Genomic DNA, 15456 nt, shown 5'->3' with positions numbered 1-15456 from the left:
CCCGGGGGCGATCTCACCGGCCGGGGGAGACGACCCACGACAGCCGGCATCGGCAGTTGGCGGTCTCCTCGGTGGGGGCGGTGAAGTCGCCGGGCCACCGCAGGCGGGTTTCGCCCACGTCAAACGGTGTGGGCATGCGCCGGATCTGCCCGTCCGCCGCCAGATGCGAGGGGCGCACGTCGCCGTCGCGGCGGGTGCGCCACGTCGCCGAGACGATGCCGCCGGGCCCGGCGGCGTCCTGGGCGACCACGAATTCCACGGCGTGCGTCAGCCCGGTCGCCGCCTGCACCCCGGCGCGGACCGCCCACTCCTCCAGGCCGGGCAGCTGGGCGCGTACTTCGGCTACGAGCCGATCAATGTCAGCTCCGGCCGCGTCCTGGGTGCGGATCAGGTCCCCGAGCCGGCGGGCCGCGCCGACGATCCGGGCCACCAGCCAGTCCCGCGCCTCACCGACCGGCCATCCGGCCGCCTCCACCGCCGCAGCGGCGCCGGGACCGGCCACCGTGGCGGCCGCCGCCGCCAGGACCGGGGTGAGCACCGCGGCGGCCTCCTCCTCCCACGTGCTGGTGTCAGCGATCTTCTCGGCGTCCAGCGGAGCCGTCCCGACGCGGGTGTCGGCCTTGTACTCCGGGGTGAAGTGCCGGGTCCCCTTGCGTGCCTTGGGGGAGGCGACGCGGGCCGCGGTGCGTTGCACCAGCCGCCGCACCAGCGCCTGCAGCGCACCCTGCAGATTCGCCTCGGTCTGGTCGCGGACATCGTCGGCGGCCGCGGTCGTGGTCTGCCCGAGCAGCGTCTTGGTCTCGACGTCGCTGCCGTCGAGGATGCCCTGCATCATCGCGAACGCCTGCTGGGTGGCGGGGTCGCCGGCGTCCAGCGGTGCCGCCTCCCTGCCCGGAGGCGTCGCATCCGGGCCGGGCGCGGTCTCTTCGGCGGCAGGCTCCTCCCCCGGCTCTCCCGGCTCTCCTGGCGCTGCTGGGGCGTCCGGGGCGGCGGGAGGCTGCTCCCCGGCGGGGGAGGCCAGGCCGAGCGCGGCCGCGTCCTCCGGCCGCGTCGGGATCGGCGTGCGGCTCATCCCGATGTAGATGGCGCGGGTGTGCGGCAGGTCGTACGGCTCGTACTCGGCGATCTGCCGGTACTCGTCCGGGGAGATGAGGCCTTCCTTGACCTCTTCGCGGGCCTCCCGGCGGCGGGCCTCGGCCGTACGGCGAAGCACCTCCACGGTGCTGGTGTCGAACTCGGGCCGGATGCCCCTGCCGGCGTCCCGGCTGAATCCGGTCGTCAGGATGCGCAGGTGGGGCGGCATCGTGATCGTCCAGAAGGTGAAAAGCTCCTGCTCGGCGTTGTCCCACGTCCGGCCCGAGGAGTTGCCGAGCACGGTCTCGCCGACGCCGTACGCGGCGAGGACCTCCTCCTTGGCGCGGGCGGCCATCTCCCCGTACGCCATGTCTCTCGGGGTCGCCGCGAGGTCGACGTAGGACAGCTTCCCGCCGCCGATCACGGTCAGCTTCCCCGCTTCGGCCGGGCCCCGGCCGAACCGTTCCTCCAGCTTGCGGGCATCGGTCTCGTTCGTGCGGCCCTCCACGCTCAAGATGCCGCCGGGACGGCCGTCGTTGAGCATGAACGAGTTGTTGTAGATCTTCGCCAGGAAGTCCTGGTCGACCGAGAGCCCGGCCGCCTGCAGCGGGGTGATGCCCATGTAGGGGTCGGTCGGGTGCGGCTTTCGGAACCAGCGGACCCGCTCGGCCGGGACCGGTACCCGTGTGCCGTCCGGCGTGATCGTCTCGAAATGGCTGAGCAGGACGCCGTTCTTCCCGGGCACCGGGCGGGTACGGCCCGGCGGCAGCAGGTCCAGGCGGATCGGCCGGCCCCGCCGGTCGAACGTCATCTCCACGAACGCGCCCCGCGGGGACAGGAGGATCTGCGCCGAGAGCCGGTAGCGGAACTGGCGACCGGTCTCCAGTTCGTTGGCCTGGCCGTCGTTGAGCAGCTCGACCAGCGGGTCATCCTCGATGATCTCGCCGGTCTTGGGGTCGCGGTGGATGTAGTCCAGGTTGGCTTGGTGCTCGGCGATCGAGTCGCAGGCCTTGAACACCCACACGACGCGCTCGAACGCCTCGGCGACAGCGCGTTCGACGGGCCAGGCGCGGCGCGCGGCCGCCGACAAGTTACTGGACCAGTCCGAGACGGCGACCGCCCCGTAGTTGGGGACGAGCTGCTTGAGCTCCATCTCCAGGGAGGACTGCGTCGTGTGCAGGGCGGGGGCGGCGGCCCGGTTCAGGAGGCCGGGCAGGAAGGTGCGTGCCATCCGGCGGCCCCTCAGCTCGCCTGACCGGAGGCGAGCAGCCAGCCCCCGGCCATCAGGTAGACGCCCACCAGGGCTAGGCCGGCGGCCGGGCTCCACAGGTAGGCCGCGGCCGAGGTGCACAGCGCGCCGAGGAGGAGCAGGGCCAGGCCGACGAGGTCGCGGACCACCCGCCGCTGCTGCGCGTGCGCAGCGGGGTCGTGCTGCTCGCGGTCACGCTCGGCGATGAGTTCGTTCGGGTCGAAATACACCTGGGCCCCTCCGTACCGGTGCGCCGCCTTCTGGGTGGGGGCGGGCTCCGGGGCACGGTAGGGGCCGAGAGGCTTTACGTCGCGTCGCGCCTAGTTGAGACCGTCGAGGCGGCTGGCCTGCATGTAGGCGGGGACCTCGCGCCGCTGCCGCCTCACGGGTGAGGCGGCCCGGCGGACGAGAACGTCTAGGGGAGCATGGGGGGTGCTGCGGGACTTGCGTTCGGCGGAGTTGCCACCGCGCAGGTGCTCACCGTTGGTCGTGTCGGCCAGGCACTCGCCCCACGCGCACAGGTCGAACTTCTGCCGGCACTTGACGCAGTACCGGTCCAGGGCGGCGAAGACGAGCCCTTGCTGGCCGTAGTCAGGAAAGAAGCGGAGGTCGTCGGGGAAGGTCACGTATGGTTTATCGACAAGCCGCCACATCAGCTCATCGGCGGCCGGCTCCACGGTGAGCGCGATTCCCCATGCGTGGCCTTCTGGGTACGGCATCTATATCTCTCCCAGCACATCACTAGGACGTAACTGCGGTCTCCTGGCTGGTCACCCCCCGTCAAGAGAGGCCCGGCGCAGAGCGGGCGCGTCTCTTGGGTGAGTAGGCCAGGTTCTTCAGCTACCACTGACGGTCGGAAAGGCTCTGAGTCCTTATAGCCAGTTCGAGCAGCGCTTTAAGGACGCCTCAAAAGGTAAAGGTTCTAATCAGTGGCAGTAAAGGAGATTCGACACTGAGAGTGACACCCGCCGCGAACTATTGGTTAATAACAATTTCGCATAGCTGTAAACCGAAGGGCATGCTTGCGCGTCGCGGACTGCTCGTCAGGCGATGATCCGCCACTCCTCTTCCTCCACAGCAGGCTCGTAAACACTCAAGAGCACCGCTTCCCCGCGGTCAGGACTGGAGACGCCGCGCTTCTTCATGTCCTTCTTCGACTCCACCACCGAGTGCCCGGTGGAGTTCGTGGTGAGCTTCGGCGCCGAGAGCTGCGCAGCCGTCATGTCGTCCACCCGCAACCGGATCTGAGCGTCGCCGTAGTCGTCCGGCCGCACCAGCGCCCGGCCCGCCAGCCACATCTCGTCTCTCTTCCTGTGCGGCCTCAGCGTCGCCTCGTCCGCCTCCCGGCCCGGCGACTCCGACACCAGCACGCTGACGATCTCCGCGTCGTGCCGTCCCTCGCGCCCCCATGCCGCGAGCAGACCGGCCACGCCCCAGCCGAGCCCGTTGCCGTCGATCTTCACCCGCACCCGCGCGGCCGACCCGAGCGCCCGCGCCAGCGCCTCGGCGCGGCGAATCTGCTCCAGCACGATCCCGGCCACCTGCACCGGGTCGGCGTTCTCCGGCCCGCTGCTCGCGTGCTCAATCGTCGCCAGGTCCCCCACCACACGCGCGACGACCAGTTCGTCACCGCCGTCCGCGGCGACGTCGACGCCGAGCCGTACCCACGCCCCCGCCTTGACGACCCACTCGGCGTCCTCGTCGGCCAGGCCGAGGTCCCGCAGCCGCCACCACCCGTCGCGCAGCTCCGGCTCCTCCATGTCCGTGGCGGCCTTCACCCAGTCGGAGGGGATGACCACGTTCGTGAGGCCCTTGGGGAACAGCGCGTGGATCTTCGCCCGCACGTAGTTGGACTTCGGCCCGTGGACGCGGGTGGTCCGGTCGATCCACGCCTTGTCGACCATGTGCTTGGCCGGGGAGTGACCGCCGCCGGGGCAGGACTGGCATTCCCCGAAGTCCTCGCCGGTGAGGTTCGGCGTCTCGAACGCCGAGATCGGGATGGTCTCGACCTCTTCGTCGGCGCACAGCTTCTCGAACCAGGTGTTGACCTCGTCGGTCGGCGGGTTGCCGATCGCGATCATCTTCGTGCCGTCGCCCACCAGCAGACCGGCGAGGTTGTCACCGATCGTGTGGGCGATGCCGCCGGCCTCCTCGACCACCAGCAGGAGCTGGTTGGCGTGGATGCCCTGCACGGCGGCTTCGTTGTACGGCGCGGCCGCGATGCCGTAGGCGACCACGGTCTCTAGGCCGTTGGCGTCAGGGAGTTTGTACTGCGCCATGTCGATGATCCCGGGGAGCCCGGCGCGGGAGTGGGCGCCGCGGACCTCCCGCCAGAGCTGCCGGACGACCTGGCGCCACAGCGGGGCGAGGCTGACGGTGACGCCGGTCCCGACCGGGTGGACCAGGGAGTGCCAGAGCACGAGCTGCCCGCAGGAGAACGTCTTGGAGGAGCCGAAGCAGGAGGGGACGGCGACCTGCTTGTGCTCGGTCAGCGCGGTCATGAACCGGCGCGGCACCGACCACACCGCGCTGCCGAGCACCTGCTCGCAGAACCCGACCGGATCATCGACCCACAGCGCGAACGAGGTGCCGGCCGCCCGGTACGCCGCGGCGTACACCTGGCGGGCCTCGGTGTCGGTCAGGTCCTCCAGCAGGACCCGCCGCTCGTCGGGCGGGAGCTCCATCAGCTCGGCGAACATGGCGGCCGCCATCCGGGACTGGGCGTCCCCGGGCGGATTGATCGCGGCCGGGGCGATCAACACCACGACGGCCGCCCGGGGACCTCGGCGGACACCACCGCACCCATGGCCGAAACAGGCATGGGGCGGGCGTACGCGACGGGCATGCTGATCACGGCCGGACAGGATGAAGCCCCGGCTGACTAACGTCGAATGAGGATCATGCTGTACCCGCTAGGCGAGGACGAAGCGCTCGGGTAACTTGCTGAATGTGGACGTCAGCGCCGCCGCCGCCGTAGCCGCAGCTCTCGCCGCTTTCCTCGCTCTCTACTTCTCCGGAGTGTCTGCCAGGGCCGCCAAAGCGTCTGCCAAGTCCACCGAGAGAGCCGCCGCATCCGCCTCGGAGTCCGCCAAGCATGCAGCAGCCGTCGCGCAGGTCGAACAGGAACGGCGTGATGAGGAGCGCGAGCGCCGCCACGAGTCCCTCAGCCCTCACCATCTGGCGCCGCTCGACTTCAAGCTGGAGATCGGCGTGTTCTTCAAAGAGGACGGGCTGCTTTTCGGTTCCTTCTACTCGCCTCGTAGCTATCGAGTGCGAGCAATCATGCATGACCACGAAGGCCAAACGAAATCTGCAGACGTAGGGCTGGTACGCGCCCACCACCGCTCGAACAGCTTCGTCGTGGAGCGGTGGCCACCGATCAACGGGGCGGACTGCCCTCGGACCACCATGATCCGTCTCCAGTTCTGGCCGCCCCGAGCCGACGACGATGCAGAAGCATGGACATGTCCATGCGGCCGCCCGACAGACGACACCTCCGGCGGACCGGGGCATTGGGAGGTTTGCATAAACGTCCCTGCAGTGCCCGTCACTGCTAAGAAGGACCTCGATTGGGTGTATCGGGACGGGGAATACGGCAGGGCCCCGGCCGACTAACGTCGAACCGGGGCCCGGATTCCCGACGCTGCCAGGGGGCGGGCTCCCCTGGTTCAGCTCTTGCCAGCGGGTGCGTAGCCGTACTGGGTGCCCCACGCGTCCGCGGCCTCCGGGTTGTAGAAGATGCGGCGGCCGCGGTTCTCCGACTCCGGCGTCGTCCCCTTCGCCTTGGCCGCGCGCAGCCGCTCCTTCAGCGTCCCGTACTCCACGCCCCACCGCTCGGCGAGGGCCTGCGCCGGCAGCCAGTGGAACCGGTTGGCCGTCCACCACTCCTCGAACGCGGGCACGTCGACCATGAGGACGCGGCCGCTGCCCCGGGAGGTGCGCGGTACGGCGATGCCGTTCTCCCTCGCGTACTGGATGCGGTCCATCAGTTCCTTGAGGGGGACGCCGAGCTTCTCGGCGAGCACTGCGGCCGGCTCCAGGGTGCTGTCGTCGGCCGCGGCCGCCGCCTCGGCGGTCTTGGCGAGGTCTTCGCCGACCGTGACCTTGGACATGCCGACGAGGTCGGCGATCTCTGTGTTTGTGAACAGCGGTTCGCCGTCGAGCTCGGCGTCGGCCAGGGCGCGCAGGCCGCGGATGCGGACCTCGCGGACCCTCGCCTCCTCAATCGCGAGGTCCGCGATCGTCTTGACCGTCTCGGCGAGGACCTCCTCCGCCTTCTCCGCCGTCCAATCGGGGAGCCGGGTGGGGGCCTTGGGCAGGATGCCCGTCACCCAGTTGTTGCGGGCGAGGCCGGCGACGCGCAGGGTCGGCACGACCTTGCGTTTGTGGGTCCGCACGAGGACCAGGGCGCCGAGGTTGCGGCGGTGGGCGCAGCGCTTGTGCTGGTTCTGGAGGTCGAGGACGGTCTTGTGCGCGGAGGCGACTTCGTCGGCGATCTTCTTCAGGCGGCTCGGCAGGGTGGTCGTCATGGTGGGGTCCTTGGGTTCCTGGGGCTTGCTTCCTCCCGCTCACAATTGATCGGGCGGTGCGCGCCTGCCGGCGCACACCGCAGATTGTATAGGGCGTTTACTTTCCTGTGAACCAGGAGGAGATTACTCGCGCATCGGCGCGGAAGCCGGGGCCGTGCCAGGTGAGGAGAGTTCGGCCTCGATGGTGCCGTCTAGCCAGTCCTCCGGCCGCCAGACCTTCACGTCCATGCCGACTGCCGCGAGGTCGGCCATGCATGCGGCCTGGGCCTCGCTGATGACGCCGCGACTGCCGGAGCGCTTCAACTCCCGGAACATGATCCGGCCCTGACCGGTGTGGATGAGGGTCAGGTCAGGGAACCCGGGCGGCGACTTGCGGCTGTTGTACCAGCAGTGGACCCGCCAACCCATCGCGGCGGCCAGGCGGCGCACGTTGGCCTGGAGGACGTCCTCCATCATGTCTCGGGCCGCCTGCCGCAGGTATTTCTCCCGGCTCAGGCCGACCGGCACGACCGGTCGCCGTACGGTGGTGCGCCTTGTCCTCGTGACCACGTTGTTCTCCTTCACGGGGTTCCTTCCTCTCGAGTTGGTGGGCCCGCGGGCGGCGGAGGTCGATGCTCGGCGCCGCCCGCGAGCCGGTCACAGGGGGATGAGATCGAGCAGCACCTGGCCGGGGATGACGAGGGCCGGCGTGCCGGGCGGGTGCAGGGCTGCGCAGGAGCAGCCGCATGCCCCGTCGCAGTCGGCGCCGTCGCGCTGGCACTGGCCGCACATGCCGGTCGCGGCGTACCAGTCGGCGTCCGAGCCGAATTCGACGTGGTCCGGGCAGGGGCCGGTCTCGACCGAGGTCCGGCAGATGTTGCAGACCAGGCCCGCGCCGGGGCGTTCGTCGTCGGGGATGGCGTAGTACCTCACGCGGTCGGGGGTCTCCTTGCCTGGGGGGAGGGCTGGTCAGGCGGCGCGCGTGCGCCGCTTCTTGGTCCGGTAGAGATCGCGCCGGTAGGTGCGTTCGGCGTCCTGGCACGGGATGCACAGCGGTTCGGCGCGGTCACGGTGCTGCTTGGCCGTCGCGGGAGCAGCGGGGGCCCGGGTGGCGGTGCATCGGGGCGTGGTCGGCTGATTGAGGGGGCGGCCACGCTCGTCCCAGGTGATCCATTCCAGGAGCGCGTCCACCGGCTGGTCGACGGGGATGAGCGCGGCGAGCACGTACGGCAGGGCGTCGCGCTGGTCGGCGGGGAGGGAGGTGACGAACTCCCGGCAGGCGGTGGCGTCCTCGTCGCGGACCATGACCGCGAGGTTGAGCGCGGCCTGGAGGGTCCGTTCGGCGAGGCGCTGGCGCTGCCGGTCGTCCAGCGGCGCCGGAGCGGCCGGGGCGGGGACGGGAGGAGGCACGGGTGCTGCTTCTTCCTGGGGCGGGCAGAAGGCGTTGCGGTAGCGGATGACGGTCCGCTCGGAGCAGCCCAGCTCGGCGGCCAACTCCATGTTGGTGACGCCCGGCCGGTCGAGCTCCAGGAACCGCGCGTACCGCTCGGAGGTGGAGCCGTGGCGCGGCGGGCGCTTCGCTTTCGACGTCGGCGCGGGCGTCTTCGCGGGCCGGGGGAACGGCTTGCCCTGGTCCGCGAAGCGCACATAGCAGGTACGGCACAGGCCCCGCGCATGGTGGGGCCGGTCGCACCCGTCCAGGCAGCACGCTTCGCGGGCCACGGGCGCCGGTCGCTATCGGCTGGCCGGGGCGGGGACGGTCAGGCGGAGCACGGTGTCACCGCACGCGCACACCACCTCGGGCCACCGCGAGTCATGCGTCCACCCGGCGTGCTCGCCGTGCCCGGTCGCGTCGAGCAGATCCCAGATGACGGCCGGGTCCAGCTCGACCGGCTGGGCGGTCGCGGCGATCTGATGGGCGGCGTCGGCGATCTCCGCGGCCTGGCCGGGGTCGACGGCGAGGGTGATGGGGCCGATGTCGGCGGTCACCGCCGCCATGGCCCTCTTGAAGCGGAGCAGGTCGGCCTCGCGCCGCTCAGCGTCGACAGCGGTGCCGTCGTGGCCGTTGGCGAGGTCCTCGCTGATCGCGATGCACGCCAGTGCCAGCTCGGCGAAGCGCTGCTCCTCCTCCCTGCCCATGGACACGGAGATGGCCCAGTCGGCGAGACGGGGCACCTGCACGCCGTACGGGATGGGCAGGAGGTAGACAGTGTCGGAGCCGTGCGTTTCGGGCGCGTCGATGATGGTCACGTGAGGGACCTTTCTCCCTGGGGGCAGTAGGTGTGCCGGGAGGACCGCACCCCCAGACACGCTTAGAATTGTACAGCAAATTTACTGTCGCTTCTAGTCGTGTAGGGGACCACGCGGCCGATCGTTCGTACGGCCCAGGGAGATAAGCACAAAAGAGCGCTAACGTCGCGCCGCCCCCGCTGGCGGCCCGTGCGGCTCGACCACCACCCACTCCGGCGGCCCGAACACCGCCCTCACCTCATCCGGGAACGACCGGTCCTCCCCGTCGTCCGCCTCCGGCCCGAACCCGGCATTCACGATCTTCAACCACGTCCGGAACTCCTCCCGCTCCTTCCGGTAGCGCTTCACCACCTGGTCGACCCGCTCGTACACCCCGAGCCGTTCGGCCACCTCCCCCGGGTCCGCGGGCCCGCGTACCCACCCGCCGGCGACGCGCTCGGCCATGCCGTGCTCAGCAAGCGCCCGCACCCCGACCTTGGCCGCCGTCTCGGAGACCCCTGCCAGGCCGGGCAGGTCGCACGAGCGCACCGGCTCGGCGCCGAGGACCTCGTACAGCATCGCGGCCGGCCCGCCCAGCTCCCGGAACACCGGGTGGATCCCGCCGAGTCTGCCGGGCTGCCAGCGCCGCCACGCGGCCGCCTCGGCGTACCCGGCCGGGATGATGAGCTGGTAGATGTCCGGCTGCTCCTGGTGGTACTCGGCGACATGGTCGATGAACGGGTCAGGCTCGGCTCGCAGCTCCCGCAGGTGGTTCGCGACGGTCGAGTGGTCCAGGCCCGCCAGCAGCCCGATCTCCCGCACGCCGAAGCCGATCACCATGCTCCGCCGCAGCTGCGCAGCTTTCAGCATCGCGCGCAGGATCCGCCGCTTCGTGATCCCGCCCGGCCCGCTCCACCGGTGCGTCTCCGCTGCCCTGAACGCCGAGTACCACCTCCGTGTCTGCTGCAGCGCCGAAGCCTCATCCAGGGGAGAGGAGGACCTCGGAGGTTTCAGCGTCAGCGGCACCCCTTCAAGGGCTATCTCCCCTACCCCCCCGTGTGTTCTCTCCCGTGTGTGGATGTCACGCCCGGTCTCCCGCCCGGCAATCCAGGCGACCGCTTTGTCCCAGTCCGCCCGGAGCGCCTTGACCCGGGCGGCGGCGTCCTTGTACCGGGCGTAGAACCTGCCGAGGCCGGGCCAGTCCCCGGCGCGGAGCCGGGCAGCGACCTCGGCCAGCCGCCATCCACACGAGACGGCGCCCGCGATGACCGCCTGCCTGGCCTCGGAGTCGGAGCCGTACCGGCCCGAGCCGACCCCGCGCTCGTACCGGCCGGTGCACGCGATGGACTCCATGAGCGGAGACAGGCGGGGAACGGGACCTCCGGGTCGCCTCCACACGGGAACGCCGTCCTCGTCGTCGGCCACCGCCCAGGAGGCGGCCGCCACCGCCGCCCGTACTTCCTCGGGTGTCGCGTCGGGGGCCTCGGCGGCCGCGGCCGAGGTGGTCGTCTCCTGACGACGGGGTCCGATCCGCTCCAGCTCCTCCAGCTCCGGCCGCAGCGCATCCAGCAGCGCCGACCAGACCTCCGGCCCGTTCGGGTGATCGAGCACCCATTCGACGTGCGTCGGGGGATCGGTGAGCTGCCGGAAGCCGCCACCACGGACCCAGGAGCCCGGTGGGACGATCAGCCCCTCTACGGCGTTCTGGTGCGGCGCGGGGTCGAACGAGACGTAGCGGCGGGCGAGCGCCTCGGCGACGCGCCGCATCGGCCCGAAGGAGATGGCCGTGGCCCACGGGATGTAGACGTGCCGGCCGCCGGTCGCCGGCGAGACGTCGGTGAAGCCGTCACCGCCGCAGGCCGCGATCAGCGCGGCCAGGTCCGCGGTCTCGGCCTCGACCACAGCGAGCGGGTCGGCTGCTCCGGCGGCGGCCGCGCGCTTGGGGTCCATGTCGCCGAACAGGACCTTCGTCGCGCCGTACCGGTAGACGTACAGGGCAGCGACGTACGGAGGCTGCCGCCTGGTCAGCGGGAGTTCCCGGCGGCCGGTGAAGCCCCGGGACTTGCCGCTCCGGGCGATCCGGATCCGGTCGTGCTCGCTCAGCCGCGGGGCGCACAGCTCCCACGTCCGGGCAGCGGTCAGTACGGCATGCCCAGCTTGACCCATGGGGGGATCAAGTGGCGATATGTGGTTGTCCAGCGCGGCAATGCCGGGCATGCCCGGTTCCGACACGCCGAACCCGGGCATGACTGGCAGAGCCTGGGGCCCATCGTTTATCGTGGCTCCAGACGTCAGGACACCGGCCAGGCACGCGAAAGCGCTCCAGCCGACACGAGCCGGGCCGGATGTCTACTGGGGAAGGTCCTCGCGCATGAGCTTTGGTCGGCGATAGCGCGGGGGCCTTCTTGCATTTACGCGTTTGTCGTGCAGGTTCTCCTTCCGGGAGCCGTGTGGCTCGCCCGAGGTCTACGCGGACAGGCTGAGCTGATCCATCGGCTTCTGCTCCACAGGGTTGGCCTGCGGGTCAGCTTCAACGAGGATCACCAGGTACTGGGCGATCCGTACGCCGCGCACGGCAGCGCCACGGCGGGCGCGCGCGTAGACGTCCAGACGGACCCGGCCTTGCAGGAGCTTGCCCTTACCGGAGCCGAGGGCGGTGCGGGGCCGGCAGATCAGCATCGTGTCTGCCGTGTCGTCAGCCACCGTGTCGGCCTCGACCAGGATTTCCAGATATCTGGCGACGCTCACTCCGCGGGCAGCGGCACCGCGGTGCGCGCGGGCGTGGATCTCCGGGGGGACGAACCCCTGAAGGATCTTGTCGCCCTCGTCGCTGTTCGCGCGGCGGGTACGTCCCGGGATAGCAGCCATGCGGAGCATCATTGCGCACTCAGTTATGCATATGCCACTACTAGCGCCGGGCGTGTCGCACATCGTTTCCAGAAGTTGATCTTCAGAGGGTTCAACGACATCACCGATGACGACCAATCACCGCTCGTCGCGCCATTCCGGCGCCAGGATCGAGTGCACGATCGAGTCCCGCCACTGGCCGCGGACCAGGAGGTGCCCGCGGATACGGCCCTCCTCGACCATGCCGACCTTGCTCATCACCCGGGCCGAGGCCTCGTTGAGAGGGCTCCGCGCGCCCCAGACGCGGTACAGGTCGAGCTCGTCGAACGCGAGGCGCAGCAGCAGCCGCACGACGTCGGTACCGAGGCCCTGGCCCCATTGGTCGGCGCGGAGCGCGAACCCGATCTGGCCGCTGCTTTGGCCCGGGTGCTGGGTGTCGATGGCCAGGCGGGCGAACGCGATGAGGTCCCCGCCGGGCCGTACCGCGGCGAGGGAGTACTCGGTCCGCGGTACGGCCTTGGCGGCTTCCGTCACGGTGGTGATGGTGGTCTGCACCTGCTCGCGGCTGCGCGGCTCGAAGCTCATGTGCTCGGCGACCTTCGGGTCGCCGTAGATGGCGGTGAGCGCGTCCACGTCGTCAGCGGTGAACTCGCGCAGGGCGAGCCGGGGGGAGGTGATCGTGACGGGATACATGAAGGGAGGTTAGCGACCGCGGGGAAGCGCGGCACTGGCCGACACCTGCCCGTAGACCTCGATCTCCTGCTGCAATGTCCTCGCGGTGGTCGTGCCCCGGTAGGTCGGGGTCCGGAGGGCGGCGTGCACGCGCATCGCGCTGGCGACGACTCCGCCGATGCGCTGCTCGACGGGCAACTCCAGCACCGGCCGCAGCGCTTCGGCCGCGCCCTCCAGATCGCCCAGGTTCACCCGGGCGAGCGCCTGATCGGCACGGGCACCGGCCTCGTCGCTGAAGGACCGCTCATCCGGCGCCGCTTGGCCGTAGGCGGCGAGCGCTTCGCCCGCGACCCGGTCGGCCTGCTCCTCATCCCCGGGGAGCCACACGCGCGTGTCAGCGGCGTAGTAGAGCTGGCGGGGCCGCGGGAACGTCATGATCCCGCCGAGGACGTCCAGGTCGTCCGGCTCGACCTGTTCCCGAGCGTCGTTCGCGCGCTCGATCGCCGCGATCGCCCGCTCCCCGTCCCCGAGGACGGCCCATACCCGAGCCTCCTGCGCGGGCAGCCACACCGAGCTCGTCCCACGGGTCCGGGAGGCATACTCGCCGCCGGACTGCGCGTAGCGGCCGGCCTCGTGGGGCCACCCGGCCCAGTAGGAGATCATCGACTGCAGGCCGCGCGTCCACGCTCGCAGTCCGTCGTGGCCGGCGTTGTCCGCGCAGACGAACGACGCGCGGGCCTGCGTCATCGCCGAGTGCGGGTCGCCGAGGTCGTGGGAGGCCTTGGCGAGCATTCCGCTGATGACCCCGGCGAGGAGGTACATCTCGGCGGTCTCGGCGGGCCGCTGTCGGCCTTCGAGGAGCCGGAATGCGACGTCTTGGAGGTCCGTCAGGTCGCCGAGCAGGGTCGGCAGGGGTTGCTGAGGGTAGGCCAGTGCGAGGCGGCTGACCTCGGCACGTAGCTGGTCCAGTGTCTCGGGGCCGATGTTGCTGCCCTCTGCGCCGACAGTGAACCGCAGCGCTCTGCGTGCGGCCATCTCTACCTCCTTCTTCAGGCTGTCGGATGCTGGTACCTGTAGGTGGACCAGTGGACGTGCCCGTGCCGTTGGTGAAGGTGCTGCTCCGGCCGGGGCGGTCGGAGCAGCGGTGAATCCGGTGTTGCATCGGATCAGGACGTCCCGTTCCGATGGGTCGAGCCGGTCCAGGGCTGCCGGGTCGAGCAGCCTCAGCGGAGTGGTCCCGTAGACGCTGGCCAGCGTGATGATCTGCGTCGCCTGCGGCGCCCGAGATCCGGCCGCCGGGAACATCTCCAGCCGCGACAGCAGCGGCTGGTCCAGGACCGACGTCGGTGCTTGCCGCCGGCACCGCTCCACCGCCTCGGGCTGGCTGAGACCGAGTGCCATGCGGAACGCCGCCAGGCGCGAGCATCCGCACATGTGCCGGATCTCTTCGGCGATCTCCTCCACCTCGCGGCCCTGCTGGGCCATCTGGGTGCGTAGCCGGTTGACGTCCCTCTTGCTTGATCCGCTCATCACAGCTCCCTGGAATGGGCTCTGGGGGCAGAGTCGCCGTTGATACCCGCGTTCGGCAACCACGCAAATCGGGCACCGGTCTTTCGGGTGACATAGAACAGCCTCTCCTGCCGGTGAATCCGCAGGTCAATGGGGTTCTTGAGTGCATAGAAAGAATGTCCGCACGCCCAGTGACCATCCAAGTGCCGAGGGCGTTTACTAACGGCAGTCCTCCAGCCGTCTCACTTTTCCGAGGCCCCGATGAATGAGCAGTCCCCCAGTCCAGCGATGCCGAGCCACGGCACACGCATGCCGCTGGACCACCAGGGCGAGGGCGCCACGACGGTGTGGGTGAGCGACGGCAGCGTGGTCTTCTACGGACCCCACGGAGGAGTCCTCTCGCAGACGTTCACCGGCAGGGGGATGCGGTGACGGTGAACACTCCGGCGGAGCAGATAGCCCACCGAATCGCCGCGGCGCTACGGGACGAGCACGGCGTTTCCGTGGACGTGCACCCGCTCGTCTCCGGCCATGTCCAGCTCTCGATATGGCATGGTCTGGTCGCCTGGACAGATGGCCGCGTCATCTGGTGGACCGCCCCCGCGGCAGCCATCCCGGGCAGGGACCGGCCCCTGCTCGTCCTGACCTTCACAGCCCGGGGCGCGGCCGCGCGGCTCGCTAAGCACCGTGCCGCGCTCCGGGCCGACCTCGTGGCGCGTGTCCGTGAAGGCACCGCCGGCACCCTCGCTGACCTCTACCTGGAAGAGATGACTTCTCATGCCGCGCCCGTATGACGTCGCCAACGCCGCCAAGGCCCGCGAGCTCCAGGCCCGCACCGGAGGCCGCTGGTTGGTCATGTGGGGACCGTGGAGCCGGTGCTTCACCGCCTTGTACCTCTGCGACCCCCAGGGCTGCCCCACGGTCGAGGACCGCACCCCCGAAGGCCTCTGGGACCGCATGGTCCAGGCCGAAGACGACCTCTGGCAGGCGCTCGTGCTCCCCACGGCGCACCTCCGGCCGCCCACACCCATCAGGCCGGTGACGGGAGCCTGCCAGATCACACCCCGCGGCCTCGGCGGCGGTGACCACGCGGCGAAGGGGAGCGCAGTCCCCCAGCGCCGACGCAGGTCCCGCCGAGGCCGCGGGCAAGCCTCATCCGTTTCCGCTGACCATCTCCCTGGAGTCCGGTATGCCTGAGAACGACGTCCCCACGCCCGCGTCCGACGACCCCGCCGACGAGCCCTCCGAGAAGGCTCCCCTGCCGCTGTCGGCGTACCAGATCCTCGGCGCGATGCCGGGCTTCGCCGGGATCCCCCCGCAGGCCAATCGGTGATCACACGCCGGGGCTTCCTCACCCTCCGGTGGATA

Annotated in this window: 17 protein-coding genes; 4 read left to right on the top strand and 13 right to left on the bottom strand. The window is 70.5% G+C overall.

The window, feature by feature from the left end; translation table 11 throughout:
• Positions 1 to 13 precede the first annotated feature (13 nt).
• From HS045_RS33055 to HS045_RS33040, 4 genes are all read right to left on the bottom strand, one after another.
• Positions 14 to 2305: a phage portal protein gene (locus tag HS045_RS33055; protein WP_196455567.1), complete on the bottom strand. Its 2292-nt coding sequence runs from the start codon at positions 2303 to 2305 to the stop codon at positions 14 to 16.
• Between the two features lie 11 nt (positions 2306 to 2316).
• A complete protein-coding gene (locus HS045_RS33050; RefSeq protein ID WP_196455566.1) occupies positions 2317 to 2553 on the bottom strand; it encodes a hypothetical protein in 237 nt (78 codons plus the stop codon).
• A gap of 90 nt (positions 2554 to 2643) precedes the next feature.
• Positions 2644 to 3042: a hypothetical protein gene (locus HS045_RS33045; protein ID WP_196455565.1), complete on the bottom strand. Its 399-nt coding sequence runs from the start codon at positions 3040 to 3042 to the stop codon at positions 2644 to 2646.
• A gap of 324 nt (positions 3043 to 3366) precedes the next feature.
• Positions 3367 to 5088, bottom strand: coding sequence for a hypothetical protein (locus HS045_RS33040; RefSeq protein WP_196455564.1), 1722 nt, complete (start codon positions 5086 to 5088; stop codon positions 3367 to 3369).
• Positions 5089 to 5272: 184 nt separating this feature from the next.
• Between HS045_RS33040 and HS045_RS33035 the strand changes: the two genes are divergently transcribed.
• The gene (locus HS045_RS33035; protein WP_196455563.1) at positions 5273 to 5938 is read left to right on the top strand and encodes a hypothetical protein; all 666 of its coding nucleotides are present in this window, start codon (positions 5273 to 5275) and stop codon (positions 5936 to 5938) included.
• A 53-nt stretch (positions 5939 to 5991) separates the two neighbouring features.
• On the opposite strand, the gene HS045_RS33030 is transcribed toward HS045_RS33035, so the two are convergent.
• From HS045_RS33030 to HS045_RS32990, 9 genes are all read right to left on the bottom strand, one after another.
• Complete coding sequence (locus HS045_RS33030) at positions 5992 to 6852, bottom strand: hypothetical protein (protein WP_196455562.1); 861 nt, start codon at positions 6850 to 6852, stop codon at positions 5992 to 5994.
• Positions 6853 to 6975: 123 nt separating this feature from the next.
• A complete protein-coding gene (locus tag HS045_RS33025; protein WP_196455561.1) occupies positions 6976 to 7401 on the bottom strand; it encodes a VRR-NUC domain-containing protein in 426 nt (141 codons plus the stop codon).
• An 87-nt stretch (positions 7402 to 7488) separates the two neighbouring features.
• Positions 7489 to 7764 carry a hypothetical protein gene (locus HS045_RS33020; protein ID WP_196455560.1) on the bottom strand — a complete coding sequence of 92 codons (276 nt, stop codon included), beginning with the start codon at positions 7762 to 7764 and terminating at the stop codon, positions 7489 to 7491.
• 36 nt (positions 7765 to 7800) lie between these two features.
• Positions 7801 to 8553: a hypothetical protein gene (locus tag HS045_RS33015; RefSeq protein ID WP_196455559.1), complete on the bottom strand. Its 753-nt coding sequence runs from the start codon at positions 8551 to 8553 to the stop codon at positions 7801 to 7803.
• Positions 8554 to 8565: 12 nt separating this feature from the next.
• Positions 8566 to 9081, bottom strand: a complete 516-nt coding sequence (locus tag HS045_RS33010) for a hypothetical protein (protein WP_196455558.1) — start codon at positions 9079 to 9081, stop codon at positions 8566 to 8568.
• A gap of 159 nt (positions 9082 to 9240) precedes the next feature.
• Entirely contained in the window at positions 9241 to 11226 is a 1986-nt protein-coding gene (locus tag HS045_RS33005) for a hypothetical protein (RefSeq protein WP_196455557.1), read from the bottom strand.
• Between the two features lie 300 nt (positions 11227 to 11526).
• Entirely contained in the window at positions 11527 to 11928 is a 402-nt protein-coding gene (locus tag HS045_RS33000) for a hypothetical protein (RefSeq protein WP_196455556.1), read from the bottom strand.
• Positions 11929 to 12045: 117 nt separating this feature from the next.
• Complete coding sequence (locus HS045_RS32995) at positions 12046 to 12600, bottom strand: GNAT family N-acetyltransferase (protein ID WP_196455555.1); 555 nt, start codon at positions 12598 to 12600, stop codon at positions 12046 to 12048.
• A 9-nt stretch (positions 12601 to 12609) separates the two neighbouring features.
• Positions 12610 to 14109, bottom strand: coding sequence for a hypothetical protein (locus HS045_RS32990; protein ID WP_230885239.1), 1500 nt, complete (start codon positions 14107 to 14109; stop codon positions 12610 to 12612).
• Between the two features lie 288 nt (positions 14110 to 14397).
• On the opposite strand from HS045_RS32990, the gene HS045_RS35700 reads away from it, so the two are divergent.
• The 3 genes from HS045_RS35700 to HS045_RS32980 all read left to right on the top strand — a co-directional run bounded on the left by HS045_RS35700 (position 14398) and on the right by HS045_RS32980 (position 15421).
• Positions 14398 to 14520 (top strand): hypothetical protein, encoded by a 123-nt coding sequence (locus tag HS045_RS35700; protein ID WP_255532003.1) that lies wholly within the window; start codon positions 14398 to 14400, stop codon positions 14518 to 14520.
• Positions 14517 to 14882, top strand: coding sequence for a hypothetical protein (locus HS045_RS32985; RefSeq protein WP_196455554.1), 366 nt, complete (start codon positions 14517 to 14519; stop codon positions 14880 to 14882). Before HS045_RS35700 ends, HS045_RS32985 begins: the two co-directional genes overlap by 4 nt.
• Positions 14883 to 15277: 395 nt before the next feature.
• Positions 15278 to 15421, top strand: coding sequence for a hypothetical protein (locus tag HS045_RS32980; RefSeq protein WP_196455553.1), 144 nt, complete (start codon positions 15278 to 15280; stop codon positions 15419 to 15421).
• Positions 15422 to 15456 lie beyond the last annotated feature (35 nt).

Source organism: Planomonospora sp. ID82291 (assembly GCF_015711645.1).
Lineage (GTDB): Bacteria > Actinomycetota > Actinomycetes > Streptosporangiales > Streptosporangiaceae > Planomonospora.
The sequence above is the reverse complement of the archived record's forward strand: the minus strand, read 5'-3'. Positions and strand labels throughout refer to the sequence as shown.

Excerpts from the sequence above, each read along its gene's own strand:
- HS045_RS33055 (WP_196455567.1), bottom strand. The coding sequence starts at position 2,305 with ATGGCACGCACCTTCCTGCCCGGCCTCCTGAACCGGGCCGCCGCCCCC.
- HS045_RS33045 (WP_196455565.1), bottom strand. The coding sequence starts at position 3,042 with ATGCCGTACCCAGAAGGCCACGCATGGGGAATCGCGCTCACCGTGGAG.
- HS045_RS33030 (WP_196455562.1), bottom strand. The coding sequence starts at position 6,852 with ATGACGACCACCCTGCCGAGCCGCCTGAAGAAGATCGCCGACGAAGTC.
- HS045_RS33005 (WP_196455557.1), bottom strand. The coding sequence starts at position 11,226 with ATGGGTCAAGCTGGGCATGCCGTACTGACCGCTGCCCGGACGTGGGAG.
- HS045_RS33000 (WP_196455556.1), bottom strand. The coding sequence starts at position 11,928 with ATGGCTGCTATCCCGGGACGTACCCGCCGCGCGAACAGCGACGAGGGC.
- HS045_RS32995 (WP_196455555.1), bottom strand. The coding sequence starts at position 12,600 with ATGTATCCCGTCACGATCACCTCCCCCCGGCTCGCCCTGCGCGAGTTC.
- HS045_RS32990 (WP_230885239.1), bottom strand. The coding sequence starts at position 14,109 with ATGAGCGGATCAAGCAAGAGGGACGTCAACCGGCTACGCACCCAGATG.
- HS045_RS35700 (WP_255532003.1), top strand. The coding sequence starts at position 14,398 with ATGCCGCTGGACCACCAGGGCGAGGGCGCCACGACGGTGTGGGTGAGC.
- HS045_RS32980 (WP_196455553.1), top strand. The coding sequence starts at position 15,278 with ATGCCTGAGAACGACGTCCCCACGCCCGCGTCCGACGACCCCGCCGAC.